Here is a 20,396-nt window from a genome sequence, read left to right as displayed (position 1 = left end):
GGCGCGGCCGGGGCCCGCCCCCGTCCCGGCGTGGCGGGCCCTCGACCGCGCCCCGCACCGGTCACCTTCCGCGCCCGAGCCGTCACTCGTCGTCCCCTTGGAAGGTATCGCCCGTGCTCCGGCCCCTCTGGAAGCCGTCCGTCGCCCTAGCCGCAACCCTCGCCGTCGCCGGGTGCGCCGGCAGCGACGCGGCCACCACCCCCGCCTTCCCCACCTGGCACAACACGCAGGTCAACGTCGTCAGCCGGCTGGCCGAGGCGGCCGGGGTGGTGACCACGACCTCGATGAAGCCCGACGGCTCACTGGAGACGGTGGCCGTCCGGCTGCGCGACGGCCGGCGGCTGTGGGCCTATCCGGCCACGATGGCCGGCCGGCTGCCCGGCATGGGCGTCTCCGCTCCCGCGATCGTCGAGACCGGCGGCGGCGAGGGCGTGGTCGTGGCGCTCGACCCGGCGCGCAAGGGCCGGTGGAAGGCCACGCTGGTGGCCCGCGACGCGCACTCCGGCGTGCAGAAGTGGACCCGGCCGGTCCACTCCACGTTCGGTCCGCAGCGCTGCGGGCCCTACGTCTGCCTTTCGGAGCACACCGCGCTGGCCAAGGCCCGCACGGTGGTGCTCGACCCGGCCAGCGGCAAGCCGGTGTGGAAGCTGCCGGGCATCTCCGAGGTCGAGTGGTCCGACCAGGCGCGGGTGCTGCTGCTGCGGCTGTCGGACGATCCGATGGTGGAGTCGTACGAGCTCAAGACCGGCAAGCTGCAGTGGCAGCAGCCGATCGAGCAGGCGCTCGGGCCGGGCGTCGACCTGTCGGGCGGATGGGCGTTCGGCGCGGCGGGCGACGACCTGGTCGGCTACGTCGCCCCCTACACCGACCCGACCACGAGGCGGCTGTCCACGTTCGGCCTGTTCTCGCTGCGCAGGGCCGACGGCACGATCAACTGGATCCGGCCGTCGGTCGTACGCGTCTACCCCAGCGGAAACCCCGGCTACGCCCCCGTGGTGCGGCCGGTGGACCGTCAGGGCGCCTACGGCGGATTCGCCCGGCTCGACTCGCTGTCGGGGCGGGTGATGGGGCAGGTCGGCGCGGCCGACGTGCCCGGCTCCGGCTGGTGGCTGGCCTTCCCCGAGCGCATGGACAAACTGGGCTTCCTGTCTCATGGCGCCAAGGGCTCGGTCTACGACCTGGCCTCGGGCCGGCCGGCGCCGGTGGAGGAGGAGCGGAGCTGGTCCTTCTGCGTCACCGACCCCAAGCCGCTGCCGCTGAAGGACCAGCCGCCCGGCTTCTACTCGACGGCGGCCCTCTGCGAGTACGACCTCGCCACCGGCGAGCGGGCCACCACGGCGGGCCCGCCCCCGGCGTGGTTCACCGGCAGCATGGCGGGCTGGCGGCTGTGGCGCGACGAGAAGGGTGCCCTGCACGCGGTCAACGACCACACCGAGAGCGCGCCGGGCATGTACGGGTAATTCCTTCCGGGGGGCGGCGAGGCACGCGGGAAGAACTGGAATATAGTTCTACTATTAGCCGCCGACAGAGGAGGGGCCATGCCCGAGGCAGTCATCGTCGCAACCGCGCGTTCGCCCATCGGACGAGCCTTCAAGGGGTCGCTCAAGGACATCAGGCCCGACGACCTGACCGTGCAGATGATCCAGGCGGCCCTGGCCAAGGTGCCCCAGCTCGATCCGCACACGATCGACGACATCATGCTGGGGTGCGGCCTGCCCGGCGGCGAGCAGGGCTTCAACATGGCCCGGGTGGTGGCGGTGCTGCTCGGGCTCGACGACGTGCCCGGCACCACCGTGACCCGCTACTGCTCCTCCTCGCTCCAGACCACCCGGATGGCCTTCCACGCCATCAAGGCGGGCGAGGGCGACGTGTTCGTCTCCGCGGGCGTGGAGACCGTCTCACGCTTCACCAAGGGCAACTCCGACTCGCTGCCCGACACGCACAACCCGCTCTTCCTGGACGCCCTCGCGCGCACCAAGTCGTACACCGAGGGCGGCAAGACCTGGCACGACCCGCGCGAGGACGGCGACGTCCCCGACGTCTACATCGCGATGGGCCAGACCGCCGAGAACGTCGCCCAACTGCGCGGCGTCAGCCGCCAGGAGCAGGACGAGTTCGGCGTGCGCTCCCAGAACCTCGCCGAGAAGGCGCTGGCCGACGGCTTCTGGGCCAAGGACATCACGCCCGTCACGCTGCCCGACGGCACCGTGGTGAGCGCCGACGACGGGCCGCGGCCCGGCACCACGTACGAGAAGGTCGCCGGCCTCCAGCCGGTCTTCCGCCCGGACGGCACGGTCACGGCCGGCAACTGCTGCCCGCTCAACGACGGCGCCGCCGCCGTGGTGATCATGAGTGACGTCAAGGCGGCCGAGCTGGGCATCACGCCGCTGGCCCGGATCATCTCCACCGGCGTCTCCGGCCTGTCGCCGGAGATCATGGGCCTCGGCCCGGTGGACGCTTCGCGGCAGGCGCTGGCGCGCGCCGGGATGGCCATCGAGGACGTCGACCTGGTCGAGATCAACGAGGCGTTCGCGGCCCAGGTCATCCCGTCCTACCAGGAGCTGGGCATCGAGCTCGACCGGCTCAACGTCAACGGCGGGGCCATCGCGGTGGGCCACCCGTTCGGCATGACCGGCGCCCGGATCACCTCCACGCTCATCAACGGCCTCCAGCACCACGACAAGACCATCGGCCTGGAGACGATGTGCGTGGGCGGCGGCCAGGGCATGGCCATGCTCCTGGAGCGCCTGAGCTGACCCGCGCGCTCCGGCGCCCGGCCCGCGGCCGGGCGCCGGACCGCTTCAGCCGGACCGCTTCAGCCGGACCGGTCGGGGCCCGCGGAGACCGGCGTGATGCGCAGCAGGACGCGCCGCTCGCGGACCATCGCGGCGCGGTAGTCCTCCCAGTCGGGGTGCTCGCCCGAGATGTCGCGGTAGTACGTGATCAGCGGCTCCATGGCCTCGGGCAGCGAGAGGACCTCGGCGGTGCCGTCGACCTGGATCCATTGGCCGTAGAAGGCGCTGGTGAAGACGCACAGCGACACGTGGGGGTCGCGCCGCACGTTGCGGGTCTTGAACGCCGTCTCGCGCGTGCTGACGACGATGTGCGGCCCCTGCACGCCGACCGTCACCGGGGACATCTGCGGGCGCCCGTCGCGATGTCGGGTGAGCAGGACGGCGTTGTGGTTGTCGCGGAGGAAGGCCACTGCCTTGTCGAGGTCCATGACCTCATGGTGACGCATGACGACGCGCCCGCGCTTACGGCACGGGCGCGGGTCGGTGACGGGCTTAGATGAAGCCCATCCGGTTACGGCGGTGCCGCTCGTGCTCGTGAACGATGGCGGCGGCGTAGCCGTGGGTCAGCCCGTGCTCGTCGGCGAGCCAGTTGGCCCGCTCGGCGCACCTGAGGAATGACGGGCCGTTGTCGATGGCTTGGAACCACTCGGGGAGTTCGCGTCCCGTTATAGTGGGGACCCTTGCGATCAGCTTCGTCTGCGTCTCCGGTGAGTGGTTCAACGACATGGGCACCTCCGCGGATTAAGGTCCTTTGCTTGACACTGCAACACCATCCACCGAAAGGCAAGCCCCTGGCTGCCTGGAATCCGTGACGGCACGTAGATTTTCGGTCGCACAAAGAGAGGGCCCCGCGTGAACGCGGAGCCCTCGGAGGTGACGACGATGTCTACGCTCAGTCACCGTCGCTGAAATAGCTGACGAAGCGCAGAACCTCCAGGTAGATCCAGACGAGGCTCAGCGTCAGGCCGAACGCGCACTGCCAGGCGAACTTCTCCGGCGCGCCCTGGCGGACGCCCTGCTCGACCGAGTCGAAGTCGAGCAGCAGGAAGAAGCAGCCGATCAGGATCATGACGATGCTGAACACCCAGCCGATGGGGCTGTCGGTGCGCAGCCCGAGGCCGACGCCGTCGTTGAAGATGCCGACCAGCAGGTTGACCAGCACGAGGCCCAGGGCCGCCATGGCCGCCGCGATCGTGAACTTCACCAGCTTGGGCGTCACCCGCACGATCCGCAGCGCGTAGACGGCCAGCACGGCGCCGAAGGCGAAGGCCGTGCCGAGCACCGCCTGCAGCACGATGCCGCTGATGGCGCCCTCGAAGAGCTGGCTGATCTTGCCCAGGAAGATGCCCTCGAAGAAGGCGTAACCCAGGATGAGCGCCGGGTTGGTGCTCTGGGTGAACGAGGCGATCAGGCCCAGGACCAGCGCCACGACCGCGCCGACGATCGCGAACATGGGCGGCACGTCGAGCACCCAGGCCGCCGCGGCGGCGAGGACCAGCGTGCCGAGGGTCAGGAAGCCGCGCACCACCACGTCGTCGAGGGTCATGGTGCGGAACGCGGGCCGGCTCGGGGGTGCGTACGACGGGGAGTCGTACATGTTCTGCAGCATGTCAGGAGACGGGGCCGGGCCTGACCATGCTCCCGCCTGACGGCGGGTCTTGCTGAAAACGGGGTTCTTGCTCTCCATCGCTGCCTCCTGTGTCGCCGAGCCTACGGGGCCTGGCGGCACCTTGGTCAACTCGCGCTCAGATCGGGTTCGTGGGGGACTTCGGCAGCGAGGACAACGAACGTGGCCGTCGCGGAGTTCCCAAGGTCATCCACCGTGTCGAAAAACGTATTTCCAATGGTAGAAGCAGGTGCCCCCGGCGGGATTCGAACCCGCACGTCAACCCTTTTAAGGGGTTTGCCTCTGCCATTGGGCTACGGGGGCGCCGCAATCATACGAAACGGACCATGCTTCCGAGGAGCACAACTTCGCATCAAGAGTCACAACTGTGAAGTTCGATGTGAAGTGATAGGGCTCCTGGCACTCTGTCCAAGAAGAGTAGACCGTCCACATGGTCCCGTTGGTGGTGAATGCAGCGGGCGGCATCGGCTTCGATGGTGACGGCCTCCCGGTGCTTGGCAATTGCGCATGTACGCCCCCATGATCCCAAGGGGAGGCCCCCGCCGAGGCGCGGATCGGCCAGAACGCACTCTCCGGCGTACGAACGGCTCCGGGGGTGGCGTCCGGTGCCTAAGGCGATCGAACGGCCGCTGAGGCCGATCTGAGGGGCCGCGAGCCCCGTCGTGGCCGGCAGGCAGGCCGTTGCACGGGAGCCGGGATCGGGGCCGGGGGCGGGGTCGCGGTCGGGGGCCGGGCCCGTCACGGCAGGTCCGGTTCCACGGGGCGGAAGGTTATCTCGGCGTCGAGGCCGGCCCCGACGGCCGCGAGCCTGCGCATGAGGGCCGCCACGTCCACCTCCTTCGGCAGCTCGACGTCGGCGATGAGCACGTAGAGCCGCCCGGTGAGCCGCGTGCTCATGCCGGTGATGTTGCCGCCGTCGGCGGCGAGCACGGCGCTGACGGCCGAGACGATCCCGGTCCGGTCGGGGCCGTGGACGGTGAGGACGTAGCCGAGGCCGTCGCCCTCCTCGCAGAAGTGCCTGCGGGCCTCGATGGCGGAGGCGGTCACCACGAGGTCGGAGGTCCGCAGCCGCTTGAGCACCTCGTCGCAGTCGAGGTCGCCGGAGACCAGGAGCATCATGGCCACGTGCCCGCCGAGCAGCGTCATGGTCGAGTCCTGGATGTTCGCCCCGCAGTCGGCGAGCGAACCGGTGACGGCGGCGATCACGCCGGGCCTGTCCACGCCGAGCACGGTCACCGCTGAAAGCCCCACCGGTGCCACCCCTTCCGCTTGCGCCAGGGGTGCCGAAAACGCCCCGGCCGCGACGGCCGGGGCGCTTGCCGTACCCGGGCTAGCGGCGCATCGTCGCGACGGCCGCCCTGAAGCCCTCGCGCGGGTGCTCCATCTCACCGAGGGAGATCGTCTCGCGCTTGAAGAACAGGGCCAGGGTCCAGTCGACGACGACGCGGACCTTGCGGTTCAGCGTAGGCACCCGCGACAGATGGTAGGTGCGGTGCATGAACCATGCAGGGAATCCGCGAAGCTTGACGCCATAGACATTGGCGACACCCTGGTGCAGGCCGAGACCGGCGACCGATCCGACATACTTGTGGCGGTATTCCTGCAATTCCTGGCCGCGCAGGTGACGGACGATGTTGTCGGCCAGCACCTTGGCCTGGCGCACCGCGTGCTGGGCGTTGGGCGCGCAGTACTGCCCGGGGTTGGTGACGTCGGGCACGCCCGCCGCGTCGCCGGCCGCGAAGGCGCCCGGGCTCGCGTGCACGGTCAGCAGCGCCGTGGTCTTGATCCGGCCGCGCTCGTCGAGCGGCAGGTCGCTGTCGTTGACGACCGGGCTGGGCTTGACGCCCGCCGTCCACACCAGGGTCTCGGCGTCGAACTCCTCGCCGTCGGAGAGCACCACGTGCCCGCCCTCGCAGGACTCCAGCCGGGTCTCCAGCCTGACGTCGATGCCGCGCTCGCGGAGCTGCTCCAGCGTCCACTTGCCCATCTCGGGGCCCACCTCGGGCAGCACCCTGCTGGTCGCCTCGACGAGCACCCAGCGGATGTCCGAGGGCTTGATGTTGCGGTAGTAGCGCACGGAGTCCTTGGCCATGTCCTCCAGCTCGGCCAGCGCCTCCACGCCCGCGAAGCCCGCGCCGACCACCACGAACGTCAGCGCCCTGCGCCGCACCTCGGGGTCCTCGGTCGACTCGGCCACGTCCAGCAGGTGCAGCACGCGGTTGCGCAGCGCGATGGCCTCGCCGACGGTCTTGAAGCCGATGCCGATGTCGGTCAGGCCGGGGATGGGCAGCGTGCGGGAGATGGACCCGGCCGCCATGACGAGCACGTCGTAGGCGATCTGGCGCGGCTCGCCCTCGGCCGGCTGGAAGGTCACCACGCGGTCGCCGTGCTTGACGGTGGTGACGGTGCCGTTCAGGATGCGCACCTTCGGCAGGACCCGCCGCAGCGGCGCCACCAGGTGCCGGGGGGAGAGGTTGCCGGCCGCCGCCTCCGGGAGGAACGGCTGGTACGTCATGTAGGACTGGGGATCGATGATCGTGATGCGCGCCTCGCCGCCGCGCAGCTCGCGAGAGAGCTTGCGCTGCAGCCGGAGCGCCGTGTAGAGGCCGACGTATCCACCGCCGACGATGAGAATGTGCTTGTTCATCCTGAGGCCCCATCCCTCGTCATGCTTGTGAAAGCATTCACAAGGCTATGTCAGGAGGAGCAGCAGAAGCCAATCCCGGCATGATGGGATGCGTCACAGTGCCATTGACCTGGCCCTTTCGAAGATCGAGTCCAGCATCTGGGCGGTGACGCGGCCCGTGAAGGTGTTCTGCTGGCTCGGGTGGTAGCAGCCGAGCAGGGTGACCGGCGCGTCGCCGTGCCGGACCTCCACCTCGGCCCCGTGCCCGAACGGCGGGCGGCTGCGCGGCAGCTCGTAGCCCGCCTCCTTGAGCGCCGGCCACATGGCCTGCCAGGCGTAGCCGCCGAGCGCCACCACCACCCGCACGTACGGCGCGACCAGCTCCAGCTCCCGCGCCATCCACGGGTAGCAGGCGGCCTTCTCCTCGACCGTGGGCTTGTTCGCGGGAGGCGCGCAGCGGACGGGGGCCACCACCCGCGTGCCGATGAGCCGCTGGCCGTCGCCCGCGTACGTGCTGGTCTCCCGCTCCGCCAGCCCCGCGCGGTACAGCGAGGCGAACAGCCAGTCGCCGCTGCGGTCGCCGGTGAAGATCCGGCCGGTGCGGTTGCCGCCGTGCGCGGCCGGGGCCAGCCCGACCAGCAGGATGCGCGGCCGCTCGGCGCCCCAGCCGGGGACGGGACGGCCCCAGTACGTCTCGTCCGCGAACGCGCGCCGCTTCACCGTGGCCACCTCCTCCCGCCACTCCACGAGGCGCGGGCAGGCCCGGCAGACCGACTGCCTCGCGGTGAGCTCCGCGAGGTCGTCGCTGCCCGCGGCGAGGCGGCGCACGTCGGCGGGGTCGTGGGCGACGGGGGTGTCAGCGGTGGCGGGATCGCCCGGCCAGCCGGTGCCCGGCGGTACGAAGCTCATGACACCGATGGTGCCCGATCATTTCGTGCGGTCCGGACTCGTGGTGGCCGGACTTGGTGTGAGGCAGGCGGTCGGCGTGGGCGAGGGCTCCGGGTCGAAGCTCTGCTTCTTGAGCGGCAGCGGGTAGCGGTTGAGCACCGGCTCGCCGCACGAGCGGTCGACGGTGTAGCCCCGGCTCTCCGGGTCGGTGATGACGGGTTTGCCGTCCTGGTCGTAGAGGTAGACGTCGGTGAGCGGAGTTCCGTCCTTGGCGTACGGCCGGATGTTCGCCACGCCGATGGAGCCCGACGAGCCACCCACCATGAGCATGTTGACGCGCGCGGCGGCGTGGGCGACGGGCGCGGGATCGGCGCCGAGCGGCTTGACCGCGGTCAGGCCGGCGAGCAGGGCGAGCGCGGCGAGCGCGTTGAGCCCCACGGCGAACAGGGCGGCCGGGCGGCCACCGCGCCGCCGGCCGAACCACACCGACGCCACCACCAGGGCCGCCACCACGGCCCAGTCGGCCGGGTTCTCGGGGACGGCGCGGCCGTGGCCGTAGAGCGAGACCAGCAGCATGGCCAGCAGGTAGCCGCGCAGCACCCACCAGCCGGGCCGCAGCTCGGGCAGGAAGGCCGCGAAACCCCGGTAGGGCCCGTGGCGCAGCAGGGCCGCGTGCGCCCGGGTCGCCCAGGCGCGCGGGCGGAACCCGCGGGCGCGGCGGCCCTGCGCGCGGCCACCGTAGGCGGCCATGAGCTCCTCGGCATAGACGGCCGGCGGGCCCAGCCGGTCCTCCAGCGGCAGGCCGGGCGACTCGGCCGCGATCTCGGCCAGATGGTCGTCCAGGTCCTCCAGCAGTTCCTCGCGGTCGGGGTGGTCGCCCACGACCTCGCGTACGGCCCGGGCGTACTGGGCGGGGGTCATCCTCGTCCCTCCTTCAGCAGGGATGCCATGGTGGCCACGAACGAGTCCCAGGTCCTGGCCTGGGCGGCGTACATGCTTCTGCCGGTCTCGTTGAGCCCGTAGTACTTGCGGTGCGGCCCCTCGTCGGAGGCCATCACGTAGGAGGTCAGGGCGCCCGCCTTGAACAGGCGGCGCAGGGTGCCGTACACGGAGGCGTCGCCGACCTCCACGAGGCCCGCCTCCCTGAGCCTGCGCACGACGTCGTAGCCGTAGCCGTCGCGCTCGGCGAGCACCGCCAGGACGGCCAGGTCGAGCACGCCCTTGAGGAGCTGGCTGCTGTCCACGCCATGCACACTACTGTGCAATGCGCGGTAGTGGCAAACGAGAAACCGGGTGGCGCACAAGGCGGCCACCCGGTTCTTCGAACTAGATCGAACCCGTCGCTCAGGCGGCGGGGGACGGAGCCGGAGCGTCCGTCGCGGGCGCCTGCGTGGCGGGCGCCTGCGTCGTCACGACCTTGCAGGCCGCGTACGACTGGAAGCTCGACTCGGTGTTGTTCGGGCCGCTCACCGTCAGGCTGACCCTGCCGCCCTTGGTGGCCTCACCGACCAGCGCGCTCTCGGGCAGCGTCACGGTCTTCGAGTCGGAGCCGCGGAAGAACGACTCGCCCGAGGACACGGAGACACCGTTCACCCGCCAGGTCCAGGAGACCTTGGCCGAGCCGGTGGTGCTCACGGTGGCGTGCGCGCCCACCTTGCAACCGTCGTGGTTGGTGGCGGTCACCAGACCGGACACCGCGACCTTGGTCACGGGAGCGGGGGCCGGGTCCTTGCACCACACCGAGTACGAGGCCCGGTTGGAGTAGGCGCGGTCCGGGCCGAGGATCTGCAGCTGAGCCCAGCCACGGTGGCTCTCGCGCGGCGAGAAGCCGAAGCCGACCTTGGTGGCGTGGCGGACCTTCACCTTGCCGTAGTCGACGGCGTCACCGTTGAGCACCCAGCGGTACTTGACCCAGGTCGGCCGGTCGGCCTTGATCAGGCCGGTGAAGCCGATCTTGTTGCCGGGGCTGCAGACGCCGACGTAGGAGTCGGGGTTCGCCCAGGCGCTCGCCGACACCGAAGCGTGGCCGGGGAGGTGGATGTCGACCTTCGGCTCCCTCTCCTGCTCCGCCTCGGCGCAGGATACGGAGAAGTAGCCCTTCTTGGTGACGAACTTCTTCGGGGAGAGGACCTGGACGGCCTCCCAGCCCTTCACGTCCTCCTTGAAGGTGATCGACTGCCGGACGGTCACCGACTTGGTGCCCTTGCCCTTGAGCTTGATCACATTGACCTTGCCCTTGGACCCGTCACCGTGCAGCCAGCGGTAGGCCAGCTCGGTCTTGCCCTTGAGCGAAACCTTGATCTTCGCCGAGAAGTTGACCTTGACGGGACAGTCGCCCTCGAACTTGCCCGGCTTGGCCTTGGGCGTGGTCACCGAGACCTTGACACCGGTCTTGCCGGCCGTGGCCGCCTGCGCGGGCCCGGCGACGAGCCCGGCGGTCAGGGTGGCGAGCACCGCGGCCGAGGCGCCGAACGCAGCCGCCCTGCGAGCGGTTAACCCAGAGAACTTCATGGTGAGAGTGCTCCATTCCGTATGAGGGAAAAGGACGCAGCTCGGGAACGGTCGCCACGCCGACACTTTCCGTGCACGGCAATATGGCAAAGCCCCCGTAATGCTCCTTCACCTAAGCACGAATATGATGGCACACTCAACACGGATGAAGATCCGTAATGTCCGTATTTGGCGACATTTATCGGGCGAGCGACCAGGCAATACCGTCCAGGATGTCGTGTTCACTGACAATGACCTGCGAAAACGCAAAACGGCGGACGATCCGGTCCAAAATGAGCGCGCCCGCCCCGATGACGTCGACCCGGCCCGGATGCATCACCGGAAGCGCGGCCCGCTCACCATGCGTCATCTCCAGCAGCCGCCGCGTCACCTCGTGAACCTGCTCGGCCGACAGACGCGCGTGATGAATCCGCTCCGGCTCGTACGCGGGCAGGGCGAGCGCGATGCCCGCGACCGTCGTCACGGAGCCGGCCAGGCCCACGAGCGTGTGGGCACGGCGTACCGGCACCTCCGCCTCCACCCGGTCCAGCGCCGCCTCGATGTCGGCCACCACGGCCTCCAGCGCCCGCGCGGACGGCGGGTCGCCGGCGTCCTTCAGGTGCCGCTCGGTCAGCCGCACGCAGCCGATGTCCACCGACAGCGCCGCCTCGGCGTGCTGCTCGCCCACCACGAACTCGGTGGACCCGCCGCCGATGTCCACCACCAGGTAAGGGGGCAGCGGGCCCTCGGGCACCTCGGTCTCGGGCGACAGCCGCACCAGGCCCCTCGTCGCCCCGGTGAACGACAGCTCGGCCTCCTCGGCCCCCGACACGACCTCGGGCTCGACGCCGAAGATCTCGCGCACCCCGGCCACGAAGTCCTCGCGGTTGCCGGCGTCCCTGGTCGCGCTGGTCGCCACGACGCGGGTCGCGCCCGCGTCGTGCCGCTCGATCAGCTCCTGGTAGCCGCGCATGGCCTTGAACGTGCGCTCCAGGGCGTCGGGCGCCAGCCGGCCGGTCCGGTCGACGCCCTGCCCGAGGCGGACGATCTCCATCCGCCGCTCGACGTCGTCGATCTGGTCGTCGCCGACGTCCGCGATGAGCAGACGTACGGAGTTGGTGCCGCAGTCGACGGCGGCTACACGCATGGTCCGTCACTCCACCACTCGGGGAGTGCGTCCAGCGCCTCCCTGCCGATCGGGTTGACACCGGGCGCCGCCAGCTCGTGCGCGACGAGCGCGTGCAGGCACTTGACCCGCTTCGGCATGCCTCCGGTGCTCTGCATGTCGCGCGGGAGCGGCTCCAGGCCCTCCTCCTCGGCCGCCGCGTCCCGCCTGGCCACGTACGCGTCGTGCGCGGCCTGGTAGGCGGCGGCCAGCTCCGGGTCCGTGGCGAGCCGCGCCTGCATCTCGCGCATCAGGCCGGAGCCCTCCAGCGTGCCGATGGCCGAAGCCGCCTTCGGGCAGGTCAGGTAGTAGAGGGTCGGGAACGGCGAGCCGTCGGGCAGCCGCGGCGCGGTCTCCACCACGTCGGGATTGCCGCACGGGCAGCGGTGCGCCACCCCGCGCAGCCCTCGGGGCGGCCGGCCGAGCTGCTGCCTGACGACCTCGACGTCTTTACTGTCCAACGCTTTCCTTCTTCGTCGGCCCAGGAGTGGGCTCAGCGGTCACCTTCGTGCTGGGCTTGGTGCTCGGCTGCGGAGCCCGGCTGTCCGTGACGGCCCGGCGGCCGGTGCCCGCGTCGGCGGCCTCCACGGACTCCCACAGCGTCTGGTACCAAGGCGGCGCCGTCGCCGGCTGCTTGACCGTCGTCCGCCGCTCGTCCTCGCCGGGCTCCATCACGACGAAGCACTTCTCGCCTGGCCCGCAGTAGTGCAGCCGCTCCTTGGCCGTCTTCTTGATCCAGTTGGGGTCGTTGGCCTGCTGGTCCCTGGCCAGCAGCGCCTGCTTCTCCGCCTCGACCCTGGCCTTCTCCGCGCGCAGCTCCGAGATGCTGCGGCGCAGGCTGATGTACTCGCGCACAGGGTAGGCGAGGCTCATCGCGATCGCGCACACCACGACGGCCAGGATGGCGGCCCGCCCGGTGAGCTGCGGCCTCTTCGCCACTGCTGCCACACCCCCCTTTCGGAACGACTCGCGGGAGTACCCGCGAGTCGTCACTCGAAACTAGCGCCGGAAACGCGGGAACGCCGAACGACCCGCGTAGCGGGCGGCGTCGTCGAGGAGCTCCTCGATGCGCAGCAGCTGGTTGTACTTGGCGACCCGGTCGGAACGGGCGGGCGCGCCGGTCTTGATCTGACCGCAGTTGACCGCCACCGCGAGGTCGGCGATCGTCGTGTCCTCGGTCTCGCCGGAGCGGTGGCTCATCATGCACCGGTAGCCGCTGCGGTGGGCGAGGTCCACGGCGTCGAGCGTCTCCGACAGCGTGCCGATCTGGTTGACCTTGACCAGCAGGGCGTTGGCCGCGCCCGCGACGATGCCGCGCTCCAGCCGCTCGGGGTTGGTGACGAACAGGTCGTCGCCGACGAGCTGCACCTTGTCGCCGAGCGAGGCGGTGATGGCCTTCCAGCCCTCCCAGTCCTCCTCGTCGAGCGGGTCCTCGATGGACACCAGCGGGTAGTTGGCGACCAGGTCCTCGTAGAAGGCGATGAGCTCCTGCGCCGACAGACCCTTGCCGTCGATCGTGTAGACGCCGTCCTTGTGGAACTCGGTGGCGGCCACGTCGAGGGCGAGCGCGACGTCCTCGCCCGGCGTGTAGCCGGCCCGCTCGATGGCGACGAGGATCAGGTCGAGCGCGTCGCGGTTGGAGGGCAGGTTGGGGGCGAAGCCGCCCTCGTCGCCCAGGCCGGTGGCGTAGCCCTTCTCCTTGAGCACGCTCTTGAGCGCCTGGTAGACCTCGGTGCCCATCCGCACGGCCTCGCGGAAGGTCTCCGCGCCGATCGGCGCGATCATGAACTCCTGGATGTCCACGTTGGTGTCGGCGTGCGCGCCGCCGTTGAGGATGTTCATCATCGGCACCGGCAGCACGTGCGCGTTGGGGCCGCCCAGGTAGCGGAAGAGCGGCAGCTCGGCGCTGTCGGCGGCGGCCTTGGCCACGGCCAGCGACACGCCGAGGATGGCGTTGGCGCCAAGCTTGGACTTGTTGGGCGTGCCGTCCAGGTCGATCATGATCTGGTCGATGATGCGCTGGTCCTCGGCCTCGATGCCGCCGATCTCCTCGAAGATCTCGTCGGTGACGGCGAGAACGGCCTTCTCCACGCCCTTGCCGCCGTAACGCTTGCCGCCGTCACGCAGCTCGACCGCCTCGAACTGGCCGGTGGACGCCCCGCTCGGCACGGCCGCGCGGCCGGTGCTGCCGTCGTCGAGCACCACCTCGACCTCGACCGTGGGGTTGCCCCGGGAGTCGAGGATCTCGCGAGCGTATACGACCTCGATGGTAGCCACGGGATGCGCTCCTAAATCGGAAGACGATATGCCTTCAGAGCCTATCGGTCCGGCCCGCCGAGACAGGTCGCCGGTCAGGCGCGCGGCGGGTCAGCCGGTCAGGCGCGCGGCGGATCAGCCGGTCAGGCGCGCGGCGGTCAGCGGCGCTCCCACGCGTGGACGCGGTCGCGGTAGGCGCGGGCCGCGGCGCGCAGCTCCGCCTCGGCGTCGATGCCGGCCTCCTCGGCGCGGCGGACCAGGTCGAACAGCTCGCGCGCCACGCCCTGGCCGATCCCCGCCGCCAGCGACTCGGGCGCGCCGGACCGCTCGGCCCTGCGGATGAGCTGGGCGGCCAGCGACAGCGCGGGCTGGCCCATCGGGACGCCGTCGAGCGCAGACTCGCGTCCCTTCTCCGCCCGCTCGGCCGCCTTGATGGCCTCCCAGTTGTCGTTGACCTGGTCGGCGCTCTCGGCCCGTACCGAGCCGAAGACGTGCGGGTGGCGGCGTACGAGCTTGTCGACGATGCCGGCCGCCACGTCGTCGATGTCGAAGTCCTCGGCGACCCTGGCGTGGAAGACGACCTGCAGCAGCAGGTCGCCCAGCTCCTCGCGGAGCGCCCGGTGGTCGCCCTGCTCGATGGTCTCCAGGACTTCGTACGCCTCTTCGAGCAGGTAGGGCACCAGCGACTCGTGCGTCTGCCCGCGGTCCCACGGGCACTCGGTGCGCAGCCGGTCCATCACCGCGACGAGGTCGAGCACCCGCGCGCCCGGCAGGTCGTACGAGCCGGGCACGACCTCGATGAGCGGCGGGTCGGCCATCGCCACGGCGGCGTGCCCGACCGCCCGCATGAACTCCTCGTCGCCGCTCTCCGAGCCCGACCCGGCCAGCCACACCACGGTCTCGGCGACCGCCCGTGCGGCCAGCGCCCGCGGGTCGGGCTCGACGACCTCGACCTCGACGCCGGCCTCGGCGAGGTAGGGGAGCTGCGGGTGCGCCGCGTTCCCCGTCAGCACGGGACCGGAACGCAGCGCCTCCCACGCCTGGTGGCTCAGCAGCCCGGGGGCGACCCTGGGCGAGGTGGTGACGACGACGAGCGGCACGGGCTAACCCTGCGGGGTCTGCGCGGCGGTGTCCGCCTGCTTGCCGAAGCGGCCCGCGTCCACGAACGGCCCGGGGTTGGCCTGCGAGCGCTGCGGGTTGAGCGTGCCGTAGCGCGGGTTGACCACCGTCTTGACCGCGTTGAACTCCTGGGCCAGCCGCTGCTGCCCGCTCTCGCCGCCGAACTGCTGCTGCAGCTTGGCCAGCCCGACCATGGCCCGCCCGTAGTCGCGCGCGTCGGACGGGACCACGCCCTGCGACAGCAGGTTGATCTCGGCCGACTGGAACTGACCGGGATCCTTGATCGCCGAGTCGACCTCGGTCTCGCTGACCTGCACGTTGTAGCGGGTCAGCAGCTGCTCGGTGACGGCCACGTTGACCAGGCGCTGGAGCACGACGTGGCTGACCGGGACCCCGCCGAGGTCCGCCTCGCTGAGGTTGTTGCGCTGGAGCGCCGCCTTGTACGCCTGCGCGTCCTCGTTGACCTCGCTCACCGTGATGCGGTCGTCGCCGACCACGGCCGCGGCCCCGACAGGGGAGGGGGAAGAGCAGGCGGTCAGGGCCAGGCCCGCCGCGGCGGCGGCGACCGCCACTCGTATCGACTTCACATGCGTCCCTTTCCGACCGAAAAACCGCCGCTAGCTTACCCGTGCGGGCTCGAGGAACAGCGCCTCGACCAGGTCCCCGCACCATTTGAGCAGGTCGAGGTCGCGCAGAGGCTGCCCGCCGAGCGGCTTGGTCTTGGGGATCGGCACCAGCAGCGTCTCCGCGGCCTGCTTGTAGACCGCCTTCTTGTAGAGCCGGTCGAGCCGGACCTGCTGCGACTCGCGCAGCCGCGCCGGGCCGAACTTGATGTTCTGGCCCTGGAGCGTGACGTCGGTGAGCCCCGCCCTGCGCGCCTTGATCCGGAACGCGGCCACCTCCAGGAGGTTGTCGACCTCCACCGGCGGCTTGCCGTAGCGGTCGGTCAGCTCCTCGCGCACCTCGGCGATGTGGCTCTCCTCGGCGATGCCGGCGATCCGTTTGTACGCCTCCAGCCGCAGCCGCTCCGAGGTGACGTAGTCGTGCGGGATGTGGGCGTTGATCGGCAGCTCGACCTTGACGTCCGGTGTCTCCTCGCGCGCCTCGCCGCCGTCGAGCTTGGCCTTCTGCTCCTGCACGGCCTCGGCCATCAGGCGGACGTAGAGGTCGAAGCCGACGCCGGCGATGAAGCCGGACTGCTCGGCGCCGAGCACGTTGCCCGCGCCGCGGATCTCCAGGTCCTTCATCGCGACGTACATGCCGGCGCCCATCTCCGTGTGCTGCGAGATGGTGGCCAGGCGCTCGTGCGCGGTCTCGGTGAGCGGCTTCTCCGGCGGATAGAGGAAGTAGGCGTAGCCGCGCTCGCGGCCCCGCCCGACCCGGCCGCGGAGCTGGTGGAGCTGGGACAGGCCGTAGTTGTCCGCCCGGTCGACGATGAGGGTGTTGGCGTTGGGCACGTCGAGCCCTGACTCGACGATCGTGGTGGAGACGAGCACGTCGTACTCGCGTTCCCAGAAGCCGACCATGATCTTTTCGAGCTGGTTCTCGTTCATCTGGCCGTGGGCGACCGCGATGCGCGCCTCGGGCACCAGCTCGCGCAGCCGCGTCGCGACCCGGTTGATCGAGGCGACCCGGTTGTGGACGAAGAACACCTGGCCGTCGCGCATCAGCTCGCGCCGCACGGCCGCGGCGATCTGCTTCTCCTCGTACGGCCCCACGAACGTGAGGATCGGGTGCCGCTCCTCCGGCGGCGTGAGGATGGTCGACATCTCGCGGATGCCGGTGAGGCCCATCTCCAGCGTGCGCGGGATCGGCGTAGCCGACATGGCGAGCACGTCCACCTGCGTGCGCAGGTGCTTCATGGCCTCCTTGTGCTCGACGCCGAAGCGCTGCTCCTCGTCGATGATGATCAGGCCCAGGTCCTTGAAGCGCACCTCGGGGCTGAGCAGCCGGTGGGTGCCGATCACGACGTCGACCGCGCCCGTGCGCAGGCCGTCGAGGGTGGCCTTGACCTCGCCGTCGGTCTGGAAGCGGGAGATCGGCTTGACCGTGACGGGGAAGCTGGAGAACCGCTCGGCGAAGGTGGACATGTGCTGCTGCACCAGCAGCGTGGTCGGCACCAGCACCGCGACCTGCTTGCCGTCCTGGACCGCCTTGAACGCCGCCCGCACCGCGATCTCGGTCTTGCCGTAGCCGACGTCGCCGCAGATCAGCCGGTCCATCGGGACGCCGCGCTCCATGTCGCGCTTGACCTCGTCGATGGCGGCGAGCTGGTCGCCGGTCTCGGCGTAGGGGAAGGCGTCCTCCATCTCGCGCTGCCAGGGCGTGTCGGTGCCGAAGGCGTGGCCGGGCGAGGCCATGCGGGCGGAGTAGAGCCTGATCAGCTCGCCGGCGATCTCCTTGACCGCCTTCTTCGCCCGCGACTTGGCCTTGGCCCAGTCGGCGCCGCCCATGCGGTTGAGCGTGGGCGCCTCGCCGCCGACGTAGCGGGTGACCTCGTCGAGCTGGTCGGTGGGGACGTAGAGGCGGTCGCCCTTGGCGTACTCGATGACGAGGTATTCGCGGGTCGCGCCCTGCACCGTGCGCTGCACCATCTCGACGTAGCGGCCGACGCCGTGCTGCTCGTGCACGACGTGGTCGCCCAGCTTGAGCTGCAGCGGGTCGACCATGTTGCGGCGGCGCGAGGGCAGCCTGCGCATGTCCTTGGTGGACGCCTTCTGGCCCACCAGGTCGAGGTGGGTGAGCACGGCCAGCGACGGCGTGACGAAGCCGTGCTCGATCAGGCCGGTGCTGACGTGCACGACCTTGGGCTCGGGCGCCTTGTCGAGGTAGGGGCGCAGCCGGGCGGGCACGTCCACGCCCTTGAGCAGCTCGACCATGCGCTCGGCCGGGCCGTGGCCCTCGCTGAGCAGCACGACCGCCTTCTCCTCCGCCAGCCAGCCCTTGATGTCGGCCAGCGCCTTGGCGGTGTCGCCGCGGTAGGCCTCGCTGTCGTGGGCGTCGAGCTCGACGCCGTTGCCGAACGGCGCCATCGTCCACCACGGCTGCCCGAGCACGTCGGCGTGCTGACGGATCTCCTCCAGCGTGCGGAACGCGGCCGCGTCGAGGTCGATGGGCGCCTCGCCGCCGGCCGCGGCGTTGATCCAGGACGCCTCCAGGAACTCCTGCGAGGTGCGTACGAGCTCCTCGGCCCGCCCCCTGATCCGCTCGGGGTCGCAGACGAACACCGCGGAACGCACCGGCAGGTGGTCGAGCAGCAGGTCCATCTCCCCCGCCAGGGCCGGCGCGAACGCCTCCATGCCCTCCACCGGGGTGCCCTCGGCGAGCTGGTCGAGCACCTCGGCCAGCGCGGGGTGCTCCTCGGCCAGCTCGCGGGCGCGGCGGCGTACGTCGTCGGTCAGCAGCAGCTCGCGGCAGGGCGGCGCGAACAGGCCGTCCTCGGCCGCCTCCAGCGAGCGCTGGTCGGCCACCTTGAACCAGCGGATCTCCTCGACGGTGTCGCCCCAGAACTCCAGCCGCAGCGGGTGCTCCTCGGTGGGCGGGAAGACGTCGAGCAGGCCGCCGCGCACGGCCACCTCGCCGCGCCGCTCCACCATGTCGACCCGGTGGTAGCCGTTGCCGACGAGCTGGGCCACGACCTCGTCGAGGTCGGCGTCGTCGCCGGCGCGCAGCCGGATCGGCTCCAGGTCGCCGAGGCCCTTGACGATGGGCTGCAGCAGCGCGCGGACCGGGGTGACGATCACGCTGAGCGGCCCGGCGGCGGTGTCGCCCTTGACCGGGTGGGCGAGCCTGCGCAGCACGGCCAGCCGCTGCCCCACGGTGTCGCTGCGCGGCGACAGGCGCTCGTGCGGCAGGGTCTCCCAGGCGGGGAAGACCGCCACGGAGGCGGGCTCGACGAGGCTGGTCAGCGCCGCGGCGAGATCCTCGGCCTCGCGGCCGGTCGCCGTGACCGCGAGCACGGTGCGCTGGTCGTGCGCGGCCAGCGCGGCCACCCCGAACGGCCTGAGCGCGGACGGCGCGATCAGCGCGACGTCGCCGCCCTCCTCAAGGGCGGCGGTCAGCCTCGGGTCGGCGCGAACAAGGTCAAGCAGTCCGGAAAGACTCATCAGATACGCCCACAGCCCCACGACGGCATCACGATCACCCCCGGCCATGCCAGGTCCCGGGGGTGTGCTTCCCAGACTACTCGCCGCCAGACCTCCCCACTCGCCGCCGGACCTCCCCGCTCCCGCCGGACCTCCCCGCTCCCGCCAGACCTCAGCTGACGCGGTAACCGGCCACCGAGGGCCAGCGCACGGTGAGCACGGTGGACAGCTCCTCGGCCCGCCAGGAGTGGTCGACGCCCCTCCCCCACACCACGTAGTCGCCCGGCTCGGCCAGCAGCACGCTGCGGCCGGGCAGCTCCACCCGGAAGCGCCCGCTGACGAGCACGAGCAGCGCGGTGCGCGTCTCGCCGCGCACCCACCGCGCCCGGACCTCGCCCGGCCGGTGAACGCCCCACTTGATCTCGACCTCGTCGCTGTGCCGCGGGTCGCCGGGCGGCCTGAAGTGGCCGAGCAGCCAGCCGTCGTCGGCCGCGCCGTCCGCGACCGCGTTGCCGACGTAGATTTGGTCGCTCATGGGCCAGGACGCTAGCAGCGATATGCGTTACCAATACCGACCGGATGACTACTGTAGGTCACATGTCTGAGGTGCGATCGGTCGTCCCGCGGGGCGATCTCTTCGATCAGCGGGTCCGCGAGCACTGGACCGGCCAGCTCGGCAGACGGCTCGACGTGCTGGTCGCAGGGTGCGTCCACGACGAGCCGCTGGCGCCCGAGCGGGTCGAGACCAGGTGCACGGGGGTCGACGAGGACCATCCGGCGATCCGCAGGGTGCTGGACGAGCGGGCCGACCTGGTGGCCTGGTCGCTCGGCGACCTGCGCGGCGTGCCGCTGCCGCCCAGGTCCTACGACCTGATCCAGCTCTCGTTCCTGCTGGAGCGGGTCAGGCACGCCGAGCTGGTGCTCGACCGGCTGCTGCAGGCGCTGCGGCCGGGCGGGCTGGTGCTGCTGCGCATGCGTGACCGCGGGTCGGCGTACGGGCTGCTGGACCGCCTCACGCCGGGGTGGCTGCGCCGGGCGCTGTGGCGGGCGGTGACGCGGCCGGGCACGCCGGGGCCGCTGCCCGCCGTGTACGAACCGCTCACCTCCGCCGACGGCATGCACACGTTCTGCCTCAGCCGCGGGCTCATGATCATCGACGAGGAGCGGCGGACGAGCGGCCCCGCCAGGTCGGGCCGGCTGGGCCGGGCCGCGATCGCCACGGTCTCCCGGCTGACCAGCGGCCGCTACCCCGCCGGGCACGACGAGATCACCATGGTCATCAGGAAGCCTCAGCATCACTTCGCCAGGGTGCTCTAGCGGCCTGCTTGAATGAGTCGGTACACTC

20 protein-coding genes and 1 tRNA gene are annotated in these 20,396 nt (G+C 71.0%); 3 read left to right on the top strand and 18 right to left on the bottom strand.

Annotation, left to right across the window (positions count from 1 at the left end; genetic code table 11):
- The first annotated feature begins 113 nt into the window (after window positions 1–113).
- Window positions 114–1,460 carry an outer membrane protein assembly factor BamB family protein gene (locus tag AC27IY_RS22445; protein ID WP_487179079.1) on the top strand — a complete coding sequence of 449 codons (1,347 nt, stop codon included), beginning with the start codon at window positions 114–116 and terminating at the stop codon, window positions 1,458–1,460.
- Window positions 1,461–1,538: 78 nt separating this feature from the next.
- Window positions 1,539–2,756 carry an acetyl-CoA C-acetyltransferase gene (locus AC27IY_RS22440; RefSeq protein ID WP_344210896.1) on the top strand — a complete coding sequence of 406 codons (1,218 nt, stop codon included), beginning with the start codon at window positions 1,539–1,541 and terminating at the stop codon, window positions 2,754–2,756.
- A 59-nt stretch (window positions 2,757–2,815) separates the two neighbouring features.
- Here AC27IY_RS22440 and AC27IY_RS22435 read toward each other — a convergent pair whose 3' ends face one another.
- From AC27IY_RS22435 to AC27IY_RS22350, 18 genes are all read right to left on the bottom strand, one after another.
- A complete protein-coding gene (locus tag AC27IY_RS22435; RefSeq protein WP_364454973.1) occupies window positions 2,816–3,223 on the bottom strand; it encodes a PPOX class F420-dependent oxidoreductase in 408 nt (135 codons plus the stop codon).
- 64 nt (window positions 3,224–3,287) lie between these two features.
- Window positions 3,288–3,521, bottom strand: coding sequence for a DUF4287 domain-containing protein (locus AC27IY_RS22430; protein WP_487179078.1), 234 nt, complete (start codon window positions 3,519–3,521; stop codon window positions 3,288–3,290).
- Between the two features lie 166 nt (window positions 3,522–3,687).
- Window positions 3,688–4,482, bottom strand: a complete 795-nt coding sequence (locus AC27IY_RS22425; protein WP_487179077.1) for a Bax inhibitor-1/YccA family protein — start codon at window positions 4,480–4,482, stop codon at window positions 3,688–3,690.
- A gap of 170 nt (window positions 4,483–4,652) precedes the next feature.
- Window positions 4,653–4,725: transfer RNA gene (locus AC27IY_RS22420), tRNA-Leu, on the bottom strand.
- Window positions 4,726–5,160: 435 nt separating this feature from the next.
- Window positions 5,161–5,673: a glycine cleavage system transcriptional repressor gene (locus AC27IY_RS22415; protein ID WP_344210903.1), complete on the bottom strand. Its 513-nt coding sequence runs from the start codon at window positions 5,671–5,673 to the stop codon at window positions 5,161–5,163.
- Window positions 5,674–5,752: 79 nt separating this feature from the next.
- The gene (locus tag AC27IY_RS22410; RefSeq protein WP_344210905.1) at window positions 5,753–7,069 is read right to left on the bottom strand and encodes an NAD(P)/FAD-dependent oxidoreductase; all 1,317 of its coding nucleotides are present in this window, start codon (window positions 7,067–7,069) and stop codon (window positions 5,753–5,755) included.
- A gap of 93 nt (window positions 7,070–7,162) precedes the next feature.
- Window positions 7,163–7,957 carry a uracil-DNA glycosylase gene (locus AC27IY_RS22405; RefSeq protein WP_364454983.1) on the bottom strand — a complete coding sequence of 265 codons (795 nt, stop codon included), beginning with the start codon at window positions 7,955–7,957 and terminating at the stop codon, window positions 7,163–7,165.
- A gap of 18 nt (window positions 7,958–7,975) precedes the next feature.
- On the bottom strand, window positions 7,976–8,857 hold the full coding sequence (locus AC27IY_RS22400) for a hypothetical protein (RefSeq protein WP_449951054.1): 882 nt from the start codon (window positions 8,855–8,857) through the stop codon (window positions 7,976–7,978).
- Complete coding sequence (locus AC27IY_RS22395) at window positions 8,854–9,180, bottom strand: PadR family transcriptional regulator (protein WP_344210910.1); 327 nt, start codon at window positions 9,178–9,180, stop codon at window positions 8,854–8,856. Before AC27IY_RS22395 ends, AC27IY_RS22400 begins: the two co-directional genes overlap by 4 nt.
- A gap of 100 nt (window positions 9,181–9,280) precedes the next feature.
- On the bottom strand, window positions 9,281–10,447 hold the full coding sequence (locus AC27IY_RS22390; RefSeq protein WP_423477049.1) for a hypothetical protein: 1,167 nt from the start codon (window positions 10,445–10,447) through the stop codon (window positions 9,281–9,283).
- Window positions 10,448–10,625: 178 nt separating this feature from the next.
- Complete coding sequence (locus tag AC27IY_RS22385; RefSeq protein WP_344210914.1) at window positions 10,626–11,573, bottom strand: Ppx/GppA phosphatase family protein; 948 nt, start codon at window positions 11,571–11,573, stop codon at window positions 10,626–10,628.
- Window positions 11,564–12,052 carry a DUF501 domain-containing protein gene (locus tag AC27IY_RS22380; RefSeq protein WP_344210916.1) on the bottom strand — a complete coding sequence of 163 codons (489 nt, stop codon included), beginning with the start codon at window positions 12,050–12,052 and terminating at the stop codon, window positions 11,564–11,566. Before AC27IY_RS22380 ends, AC27IY_RS22385 begins: the two co-directional genes overlap by 10 nt.
- Window positions 12,042–12,530 (bottom strand): FtsB family cell division protein, encoded by a 489-nt coding sequence (locus AC27IY_RS22375; RefSeq protein ID WP_423452445.1) that lies wholly within the window; start codon window positions 12,528–12,530, stop codon window positions 12,042–12,044. Before AC27IY_RS22375 ends, AC27IY_RS22380 begins: the two co-directional genes overlap by 11 nt.
- Window positions 12,531–12,590: 60 nt before the next feature.
- A complete protein-coding gene (gene eno, locus AC27IY_RS22370) occupies window positions 12,591–13,868 on the bottom strand; it encodes a phosphopyruvate hydratase (RefSeq protein WP_344210920.1) in 1,278 nt (425 codons plus the stop codon).
- 137 nt (window positions 13,869–14,005) lie between these two features.
- Window positions 14,006–14,947, bottom strand: a complete 942-nt coding sequence (locus tag AC27IY_RS22365; RefSeq protein WP_487179076.1) for a nucleoside triphosphate pyrophosphohydrolase — start codon at window positions 14,945–14,947, stop codon at window positions 14,006–14,008.
- A 3-nt stretch (window positions 14,948–14,950) separates the two neighbouring features.
- Window positions 14,951–15,553 carry a SurA N-terminal domain-containing protein gene (locus AC27IY_RS22360; RefSeq protein ID WP_364455003.1) on the bottom strand — a complete coding sequence of 201 codons (603 nt, stop codon included), beginning with the start codon at window positions 15,551–15,553 and terminating at the stop codon, window positions 14,951–14,953.
- A gap of 30 nt (window positions 15,554–15,583) precedes the next feature.
- On the bottom strand, window positions 15,584–19,072 hold the full coding sequence (gene mfd / locus AC27IY_RS22355; protein ID WP_344210926.1) for a transcription-repair coupling factor: 3,489 nt from the start codon (window positions 19,070–19,072) through the stop codon (window positions 15,584–15,586).
- Window positions 19,073–19,223: 151 nt separating this feature from the next.
- Window positions 19,224–19,586: a cupin domain-containing protein gene (locus tag AC27IY_RS22350; protein ID WP_487179075.1), complete on the bottom strand. Its 363-nt coding sequence runs from the start codon at window positions 19,584–19,586 to the stop codon at window positions 19,224–19,226.
- Window positions 19,587–19,648: 62 nt separating this feature from the next.
- On the opposite strand from AC27IY_RS22350, the gene AC27IY_RS22345 reads away from it, so the two are divergent.
- Window positions 19,649–20,368 carry a class I SAM-dependent methyltransferase gene (locus tag AC27IY_RS22345; RefSeq protein ID WP_487179074.1) on the top strand — a complete coding sequence of 240 codons (720 nt, stop codon included), beginning with the start codon at window positions 19,649–19,651 and terminating at the stop codon, window positions 20,366–20,368.
- Window positions 20,369–20,396: the final 28 nt, after the last annotated feature.

It is taken from the genome of Nonomuraea sp. B208, assembly GCF_057536035.1.
This window is presented reverse-complemented; position numbering and strand designations above follow the sequence as displayed.